The organism is Phytoactinopolyspora endophytica, from assembly GCF_004138495.1.
GTDB lineage: Bacteria > Actinomycetota > Actinomycetes > Jiangellales > Jiangellaceae > Phytoactinopolyspora > Phytoactinopolyspora endophytica.
The window spans coordinates 322,402-331,089 of the sequence record NZ_ML142851.1 but is presented as its reverse complement, the minus strand read 5'-3'; the positions used below and the strand labels follow the sequence as shown (position 1 = coordinate 331,089).

Genomic DNA, 8,688 nt, shown 5'->3' with positions numbered 1-8,688 from the left:
GACGTCCCGTGACGGCCCGAGCGCGTCCCGGGCGGCCTGCAGCCTGGCCAGCGCGTCGTCGATCTCGCCGGCCGTGGCGATGCGGCTCATCACCGCGCTGCCGTTCATCTTCACGGCGGTGAAACCCTGCTCAACCTTCTCGGCCACGGCGTCGCCGATCTCGGCCGGCTCGTCCCCACCGACCCAGGTGTACATCCGCACCCGCTCCCGTACCGGGCCGCCGAGCAGCGCATGCACCGGCGCGCCGTAGACCTGACCGGCGATATCCCACAGCGCCTGGTCGATGCCGGCCACGGCACTGGACAGAATCGGACCGCCCCGATAGAAGCCGCCTTTGGACATGATCTGCCAGTGCTCCTCGATGCGCAGCGGATCCTGCCCGACGAGGTAATCGGCCAACTCGTGCACGGCCGCGCGCACGGTGTCGGCGCGTCCTTCGAGGATCGGCTCGCCCCAGCCGACGACGCCCTCGTCAGTGGCGACGCGGCAGAACAGCCATCGGGGCGGCACCGCGAACGTCTCGATGTCGACGATCTTCATCCGGTTCTTCCTCCTCACGGGCGCGCCCGTCGCGGCGTGCCGGCTGCGTGGATCCGACGATCCGGTCCGTACCGGCGTCGCGGCCCTGCACGTGATCGTGCGGGCGGTCGAGGTGGCCTTTCTGCTGGTGTAGCAGTAGCAGGCTCTCGCACCGCGACGGTTGCCCGCCAACCTAGCATTAAAGTTTTTATATGACTATTTCTTGACACCGACGCCGTGTAACACCAAGATGTCGGGAACACAGATCCGTACCCTGCGGTTCGGCGGTGCGTAGTTCGCGTCCCGGCTCGCGGGGAGAACGACGGCCCTGGTGCCCGGAGGTCGTGAGTCGTGCACGCGACATCCGCCGAGCACAGACCGACCGGTCGCCATGGCCTCAGCGATCCGACGGCGCGCCGACAGCCGGCGCACGAGGGAGGAAAAGATGAGCACGTCCCGCATATCGCGGCGCGGATTCCTCGCCGGTTCGGCGGCACTGGGCGTGACCGGCGTCCTGAGCGGCTGCGTCGGCGGCGGTTCGTCCGACGACGACGGCGACACCGCGGACACTTCGTCCACCGAAGCGCCGTCCGACGCGTCCGGCCCCGTCGTCCTGCAGTCCAGCCTGTCCGATCCCGATCCCAAGGCGGCGTTGGAGAGCGTCCTCAACGGCTACACCGAGGGCGACGTCACGCTCAACACCGTCGCCATCGAGAACTACCGCGCGCAGCTGCCCACGTATCTCTCGTCGTCGGAACCGCCCGACGTCCTCACCTGGTACGCCGGCTCGGTCGCCCGCGACTATGCCTCCAAGGGCCTGCTGCTCGACCTCTCCGAACTGTGGGAAGGCGACGGCGCGTGCGCCGGCTTCTCCGAGGCGCTGCGCAGCCTCTCCAGCGCCGACGACGGCACGCAGATCTTCGTGCCCACCAACTACTACTGGTGGGGCATCTTCTACCGGAAGTCCGCCTTCGAGGAGTGGGGCGTCGAACCCGCCGAGTCCTGGGACGACTTCCTGGCTCTCTGCGAGAATCTCCAGCAGCAAGGGGTGACCCCGCTGACCATGGGCACCGGAGCGACTCCGTGGGTCTCGTCGGGCTGGTTCGACTATCTGAACCTCCGCGTCAACGGGCCGGAGTTCCACCGCGCGCTGCTCGCCGGAGAGCACTCCTTCGACAGCTCTGAGGTCCGCGCCGTATTGGACGAGTACGCCAAGATCGTGCCGTTCATCGACCCCAACGGGCGGTCCTACTCGTGGCAGGACGCCGTGACACCGCTGGTGCAGAAGGAAGCGGCGATGTACCTGATCGGAGCGTTCATCACCCAGACTGTCCCGGAGGAGGACGTCGACGACATCGACTTCTTCCGGGTGCCGATCATCGACTCGTCGCTACCCGTGGGCGAGGAGGCACCGACCGACGGATTCTTCGCGGCGGCGAACTCCACCCGGCCGGAGGGCGCGAAGGCGCTGCTGTCGCACCTGGCGCAGCCGGACAGTCAACAGCAGTTCATCGAGGAGTCGGGCTCGTCCAACCTGCCGACGTCGTCCGAAGTCGACACGTCCGGTTTCTCCCCGCTGGTGCAGAAGGGCATCCAGCATCTGGAGGAGACGGACGAGATCACCCAGTTCTTCAACCGAGACTCCAGCGACGAGTTGCAGACCACGGCGGACACCGCGCTGACCCGGTTCCTCGACAACCCGGACGACGTCGACGCGATCCTGGCCGATTGGCAGTCCGCCGCCGAGCGGGTCTTCGAGGGGTGAGGCGTGTCCTCCACGGCCACCGTGTCCGGCCAGGAGACGACCGGCCCGCCGCGCCGCCGCCCAGCAGCGGCTGTGCGGCGGGTACCACGCGTCGTCTGGCTGTTCCTGCTCATCCCCTTAGCGATCGAACTGGCCTGGGTGTTCTGGCCGGCGATCAACAGCTTCTCGCTGTCCTTCACCCGGTGGAGCGGCGTCGGCGCGGCTGAGAACGTCGGCCTGGACAACTACCGCAACCTACTCGACGACCCCATCTTCCGCACCGCGGCCAAGAACACCGTGATCTGGACCATCGGTTTCGGTGGGCTGTCGGTGCTGATCGGGCTGGCGCTGGCGGTGACCCTGAACCGGCCGCGGCGCGGCGTCGGGATTTACCGCAGCGCGATCTACCTGCCGATGGTGTTCTCCCTGGTGGTCACCGGGCTCTTCTGGCGCGTGCTGTACCAGCCGGACGGCGCCGTTAACTCCACGCTCGAGGCCATCGGGCTGGACGGCGTTAGTCGTCAGTGGCTCGCCGACCCCGACACCGCCCTGTACGCGGTGCTGGTCGCGGCCGTCTGGCGACAGGTCGGCTACATCATGGTGCTCTACCTGGCCGGGCTGAAGGGTGTCGATCCGAGCCTGGAGGAAGCCGCGGCCGTCGACGGGGCGTCGGCATGGCAGCGCTTCCGCTACGTCGTCTTTCCCCAGCTGCGTGGCGTCAACACGGTGGTCTTCGCGGTCACCGTGATCGACTCGCTGCGCACCTTCGACATCGTCTGGGCGATGACCCGCGGCGGCCCGTACGACAGCAGCCAGCTGCTGAGCACCTACATGTTCCAGCAGGGGTTCACGCTGGTGAACCTGGGCTACGGCTCGGCGATCGCAGTCGTCATCTTCCTGCTGGCGATCGGCTTCATCATCACGTACCTCGTCCGGGCGACCAGGGAGGACTGACCAGGTGAGCACACCGTTCCGACCACGCCGCCAGCCCGCCGACCCGAGTAACCGGTCGGACACTCGTCTCAGCGACACAACCGGGGAGGACTGAGGATGGCCGCACCGACCGCGGTCGGCGACACCGCATCCGTCCCGCCGTCGCCCGCTCGCACCCAGGCGCCGCGCAAGCGCGGGTGGGTGTTCCACGCCGTCATGGTGCCGTTCACCCTGCTGTGGGTAGCACCGATGGCGTTCGTCCTGTTGATCGCGTTCCGCACGTTCGACGACATCGCCAGCCGCGGCCTGGGCGCGCTGCCGGCGTCGTTCTCGCTCGACGGGTTCACCACGGCGTTGCAGGACGGCTCGATCGGGCGAGCACTGGCGAACAGCGCGCTCGTCACGGTCGTGGGCGTCGTCACCACCCTGTTCCTCGCGTCCCTGGCGGCGTTCGCACTCAGCCGCTACCACATTCCCTTCCGGCGGACGATCCTGCTGGGCATGCTGGCCGGCAACCTGCTCCCACCGCAGATCCTGCTGATCCCGGTGGCGAAGATCACCGAGTCACTCGGGATCTACGACTCCCTGTTCGCTCTGATCGTCGTGCAGGTCGGATTCGGTCTCGGGTTCTACACGTTCGTCCTGTACGGATTCATGCGCGCGATCCCGACTGAAGTCTTCGAAGCCGCGCGCGTCGACGGTGCCGGGCCGACCAGAATCTACGCTCGCATCGTCATGCCGCTGTCCCGGCCGGCCCTAGCTGCGCTCGCCGCCCTGGCCACGACGTGGATCTTCAACGATCTGATCTGGGCGGTGACCGTGCTGCGCACCGAGGACAAGTTCCCGATCACGGCGGCGCTGCTGAACCTGCAGGGCGGGTTCGTCAGCAACTGGAACGTCGTCGCCTCCGGAGCGGTGCTCGCCGCGGTACCGACGGCGATCGTCTTCTTCGCGTTCCAGAAACACTTCGTCTCGGGCCTGCTGGTAGGTGCGAACAAGTGAGTCACGCCCTCATGCACGCGCTTGTTGAGCGTGAGTGTCGGATAGGAGCCCACCTGAAGGGTTCAAACGCAACTCACACTCAAGAAGCGCGGGCCCGCCCTCTACGTGACCCGATGAGCCCCTACCCGAGGACCCCGAAGACATGACCACGCCCACGCCACTACCCGCCCACCTACCGGACCGGTTGACCATCTCCCTCTGGGACTTCACCTGGTACACCCGCACCGGGCCGGGCGAGCCGTTCGAGGATCTCGACGCCGCGTTCGCCCGCGCCGTCGCCCTCGGGTACAACACGGTGCGGATCTGCGCGATGCCGTTTCTGCTGTTCCGCTCCGGGCTCGACACATCGTCGACGACGCTCGGGCCGCTCGGCGGCGACTACGCACAGCGCACCCGCTGGTACGACGTCAAGGCCACGACGACGATCGACGCCCGCGAGCACCTGCTGGAGCTCTTCCGGGCGGCGAAACGGCACGACTGCTTCATCATCGTCTCCAGCTGGGAATACCAGCAGAGCTCGTCATTCGCGACGGATCGCGCCTGGTTCGACGCGCTGATGGCGGTCGACCCGGAGAAACGTGCGACGGTGCTCGCCGATGCACACGCGGACCTGATCGACCTGCTCAACGAACACGATCTCGCCGACCGGGTCGCCTTTGTCGAACTGCACAACGAGGTCCAGGGCGGCTATCTCACCGACGGTCTCGCTGTTGACGGCCTCACGGACGACGTCGCCGCCGGGCGGTCCGCCGTCGTCGCTCTGCGGGACCGGCTCACCGCCGGAATCGACGTGTTCAAGCGCCGGCACCCGGATGTGCCGGTGACCGTCAACTATGCGCGGGTTCCCGTCGGCCAGCTGCGCGGCATCCCGGGCAACATCGACGTCGCCGTCTTCCATCCCTACATCTACGGTGTGCTCGGCGAGATGGTGGAGCGCTACCGGCTGCGCGGCGACGGCTCGGATCTGCCGCAGGACGAGATCCGGGCGACATTCCTGCGCCCGGACGCACCGGACTTCGCCGACTGGCTGCCGCCGGACGCGGCGGACCATTGGAAGCTGCAGGCGACGATCGTCGGGAAACCGGAGATCTACCTGCACGACTGGTGCGACGTCGACGCCTACGACCGCTGGCTCTACGACCACTACGGCCCGCACCGGATCTCGATGCAGCGGAATCTGGTCGATTGGATTGAGGCGGCAGCGGACTTCGCGCTGTCTCGGGGCGTTCCGCTGGTCCTCGGTGAGGGCTGGGTCGGGTACACCCCGGCGGCAGGGTCGTTCGAAGAAGGCCCGGTCGGTGCGGAGTACTGCCGGCTGGCGGTGCGGACTGCCGCCAGGGTCGGTGCGCGCGGCACCGTGGTCTGCTCCAACGCCGCTCCGCACCATACGATGTGGCACGACGACGAGCTCCAGATCTCGTGCAATGACACATTCCGCACGACGGCGACGGAACCTGCTTGGCACGCATGACGGCAAACCCTGCGAGGGGGCAGATGGCGGAGATGGACGCGGTGAGATGTCACGGGCCGCGTGACTACCGGCTCGAACGGGTTCCGGTGCCAGAGCCCGGCCCAGGCGAGATCCTGCTGCGGAGCGAGGCCGTCGGGATCTGCGGCAGCGACCTCAAATGCTACGGCGGAGCACCGATGTTCTGGGGCGACGAGACACGGACCGGCTACTGCCAGCCGCCGGTCACCCCGGGGCATGAGTTCGTCGGGCGGGTGGCGGCCCTCGACGACGAGGCGCGGCGGCGGCACGGCGTGGACGTCGGCGAACGGGTCGCCGTCGAGCAGATCGTCCCCTGCGAGTCATGCGCGTACTGCAAGGCCGGCCAGTACTGGCTGTGCGCGCCGCACGACATCTTCGGCTTCCGGCAGCGCACACCCGGGGCGATGGGCGAGTTCATGCTGGTACCACCCGCCGCTCGCGTGCACGCGTTCCCAGCCGGCCTCCCGCCCAGCCATGCGGCGCTCGCCGAGCCGCTCTCCTGTTCCCTGCACGCCGTCGACCGGGGAGAAGTCGGCGCCGACGACGTCGTCGTGGTCGCGGGTGCGGGACCGATCGGCCTCGGCATGGTCCTCGGTGCCCGCCGTCGGCAGCCGCGAGCCCTGGTCGCCATCGACCTCGATCCGCACCGGCGTTCCGTCGCCGAACAATGCGGCGCCGACGTCGTGCTGGAGCCCGGTGACGACGTCGAGACCACCGTCCTGGAGCTGACCGACGGGCTTGGCTGCGACGTCTACCTCGACGCGACCGGTCACCCGGCCGGGGTCACACAGGGACTCCAGCTGCTGCGCAAGCGCGGCCGCTTCGTGGAGTACGGGGTGTTCGGGCAGCCGGTGACGACCGACTGGACGGTGATCGGCGACGGCAAGGAGCTCGACATCCGAGGTGCGCACCTCGGTCCAGGCCAGTGGCCGACCGCGATCGAGATGCTCAGTACCGGCGAGGTGCCCGCCGACGCCATCGTCACCCATGAGTACCCGCTGGACCGGTTCGACGAGGCGTTCGAGACGGCCGGCACGCCGGGCAAGGCGATCAAGGTCAGCATCCTCCCGCCCGGGGGCCAACAATGATCGACGGCTCACCCACGTCGAGCGACCGCGCGACGGAAGATCCACACCTGAACGGGGTCAGCACGTGACAGAAGATCAGCTCGCGGCGAGAGCCGCGGATACAACGCAGGCGCGGCTCGCCGGACGGGTTGCCGTGGTGACCGGCGCAGGGTCGGGGATCGGCGCGGCATCCGCCGAGCGGCTGGCCGCCGAGGGTGCGCATGTGATCCTGCTCGACGTCTCCCAGGAAGGGCTTGCGGCCACCGCCAGCCGGATCACCACGCTCGGCGGCCGGACCAGCGTCGTCGCCGCCGACGTCGCCGACCCCGCGACCTGGGACCGTCTGGCCCGGGACGTCGAGGCAGAGCACGGCGGTCTGGATACGCTCGTCAGCAACGCGGCCACGATGCGGGTCGCACCGGCGCATGAGCTCGATCCGGACCATTGGGACCGCCAGCTCGCGGTCAACCTCCGCCCCCTGTACCTGGCGTTCCGTGCCTTCAACGGGCGATGGCGGCACGGTGCGGCGGCGGTCGCCGTCTCGTCGGTGCACGCAGAGGTGGGGTTGCCCGGGCATCCGGCCTACGCGGCGTCGAAGGGCGGGCTGCTGTCGCTGGTGCGTCAGCTCGCGGTGGAGTACGGGCCCCAGGTGCGGGTGAACGCAGTGGTTCCGGGGCCGATCATGTCGCCGGCGTGGGACCGCGTGTCCGAGCCGGACCGCGAGCGCAGTATCCGGCAGACCGTGCTGGGTCGGTTCGGTGACCCGTCCGAGGTGGCGTCGGTGGTCGCGTTCCTCGCCTCAGCCGACGCCGCGTACGTCACCGGGACGAGCGTCGTCGTCGATGGTGGCTGGCTGATCACCAAGGACTCTGCCTGAACCCGGGTGCGCGACACATTTTGTAGTGCTTGGGGTTAGTGCTGGCGGCTCGCGAGTCTGGTTGTGGGGCTCTTGACCCAGTTGCCGGCCGAGCTTGTCGGCGAGGTCGATCAGCTGGTCACAGCGGCCGCATGACACGGGTCGCCCTCCCATAGGTGGCGAAGGGATCGGGCCTCGGCTTTACAATATACATACATACGCGTATGTTTGTAACATGCTCACCAAAACTCGCTCGACGACAGCGCCCCGAACCAAACGACGGGCGATACTCAGTCAGGTTGGCGGCTGGATCGTGGCCGGCTTCGGCGCCGTTCACGTCGTTGTCGCGCCGATCGACTACCGGGACATATGGCAGCGGGTTGCCGGCGAACAATGGTGGAACACGTTCACCCTCGACCGAGCTTCGACGTTCGAAGGACTCCAGCGCTCCGAGGCGTTCTGGGTGACCATGGGCAGCTTTGGGGTTCCGCTGCTCGCGCTCGGTGCCTACATCGTCTGGTCGGCGCGCCGGGGCTCTCGAGTTCCGGCGTGGCTCGGCTGGATTCTGCTGTTCTACGCCGTGTCCGCGGGTATCGTTCTTCCGGCTTCTCCGATCTGGGCGATCGCCCTGGCCGGCGCCTTCATCGTCCTGGGTGACCGCGCGCCGCAGTCCGTGCCCAGCCGATAGGATGCGTGCACGTAGGTACGCCTTAGACCTGGACGGGCATGACCACCAAGCAAGAACGGCGAACCCAAGCCGACCGACGCGCTCAGAGCCGCAACGCCATCCTCGAGGCCGCCGCCCAGGGCATCTCCCAGAACGGCTACGCTCGCCTGTCGCTTGAGGACGTAGCCCGGCAGGCGGGTTACAGCCGTGGCGCCCTCTACCATCAGTTTTCCGGCAAAGAAGACTTGGCGCTTGCCGTGGTCGAGTGGGTCGACCAGACCTGGGAGGACCAGGTGGGCCATGTCCTGACGCAAGGGGGCGACCCCGCCGAGAAACTCCTCACTCTCGCCCGGCTGCATGCCATCTACTGCCGTCGCGACGTCGCGGCGGTCCTGCAGGTGCTCCGAGTCG

Annotated in this window: 9 protein-coding genes and 1 pseudogene; 9 read left to right on the top strand and 1 reads right to left on the bottom strand. The window is 68.0% G+C overall.

All coding sequences use genetic code 11. The features are described from left to right. Positions 1 to 540: pseudogene (locus ELR45_RS40525) on the bottom strand (galactonate dehydratase); the annotation flags it as partial. On the opposite strand from ELR45_RS40525, the gene ELR45_RS34775 reads away from it, so the two are divergent. The 9 genes from ELR45_RS34775 to ELR45_RS37155 all read left to right on the top strand — a co-directional run. Then, entirely contained in the window at positions 524 to 673 is a 150-nt protein-coding gene (locus ELR45_RS34775; protein WP_165367563.1) for a hypothetical protein, read from the top strand. The pseudogene ELR45_RS40525 and the gene ELR45_RS34775 sit on opposite strands and share 17 nt — an antisense overlap. A 291-nt stretch (positions 674 to 964) precedes the next feature. Continuing rightward, positions 965 to 2,284, top strand: a complete 1,320-nt coding sequence (locus tag ELR45_RS07325) for an ABC transporter substrate-binding protein (RefSeq protein WP_129664710.1) — start codon at positions 965 to 967, stop codon at positions 2,282 to 2,284. A gap of 3 nt (positions 2,285 to 2,287) precedes the next feature. Then, positions 2,288 to 3,217 carry a carbohydrate ABC transporter permease gene (locus ELR45_RS07320; RefSeq protein ID WP_129664708.1) on the top strand — a complete coding sequence of 310 codons (930 nt, stop codon included), beginning with the start codon at positions 2,288 to 2,290 and terminating at the stop codon, positions 3,215 to 3,217. A gap of 96 nt (positions 3,218 to 3,313) precedes the next feature. Beyond that, positions 3,314 to 4,198: a carbohydrate ABC transporter permease gene (locus ELR45_RS07315; protein ID WP_205856187.1), complete on the top strand. Its 885-nt coding sequence runs from the start codon at positions 3,314 to 3,316 to the stop codon at positions 4,196 to 4,198. A 142-nt stretch (positions 4,199 to 4,340) separates the two neighbouring features. Continuing rightward, on the top strand, positions 4,341 to 5,669 hold the full coding sequence (locus tag ELR45_RS07310) for a cellulase-like family protein (RefSeq protein ID WP_129664706.1): 1,329 nt from the start codon (positions 4,341 to 4,343) through the stop codon (positions 5,667 to 5,669). Further along, on the top strand, positions 5,666 to 6,775 hold the full coding sequence (locus ELR45_RS07305) for an alcohol dehydrogenase catalytic domain-containing protein (protein WP_205856186.1): 1,110 nt from the start codon (positions 5,666 to 5,668) through the stop codon (positions 6,773 to 6,775). Before ELR45_RS07310 ends, ELR45_RS07305 begins: the two co-directional genes overlap by 4 nt. A gap of 64 nt (positions 6,776 to 6,839) precedes the next feature. Further along, positions 6,840 to 7,631: an SDR family NAD(P)-dependent oxidoreductase gene (locus ELR45_RS07300; protein ID WP_240759257.1), complete on the top strand. Its 792-nt coding sequence runs from the start codon at positions 6,840 to 6,842 to the stop codon at positions 7,629 to 7,631. A gap of 214 nt (positions 7,632 to 7,845) precedes the next feature. Continuing rightward, complete coding sequence (locus ELR45_RS07295) at positions 7,846 to 8,298, top strand: DUF6463 family protein (protein WP_129664702.1); 453 nt, start codon at positions 7,846 to 7,848, stop codon at positions 8,296 to 8,298. Positions 8,299 to 8,336: 38 nt separating this feature from the next. Then, the coding region (locus ELR45_RS37155) for a TetR/AcrR family transcriptional regulator (RefSeq protein WP_205856185.1) at positions 8,337 to 8,688 on the top strand (352 nt) is incomplete at its 3' end.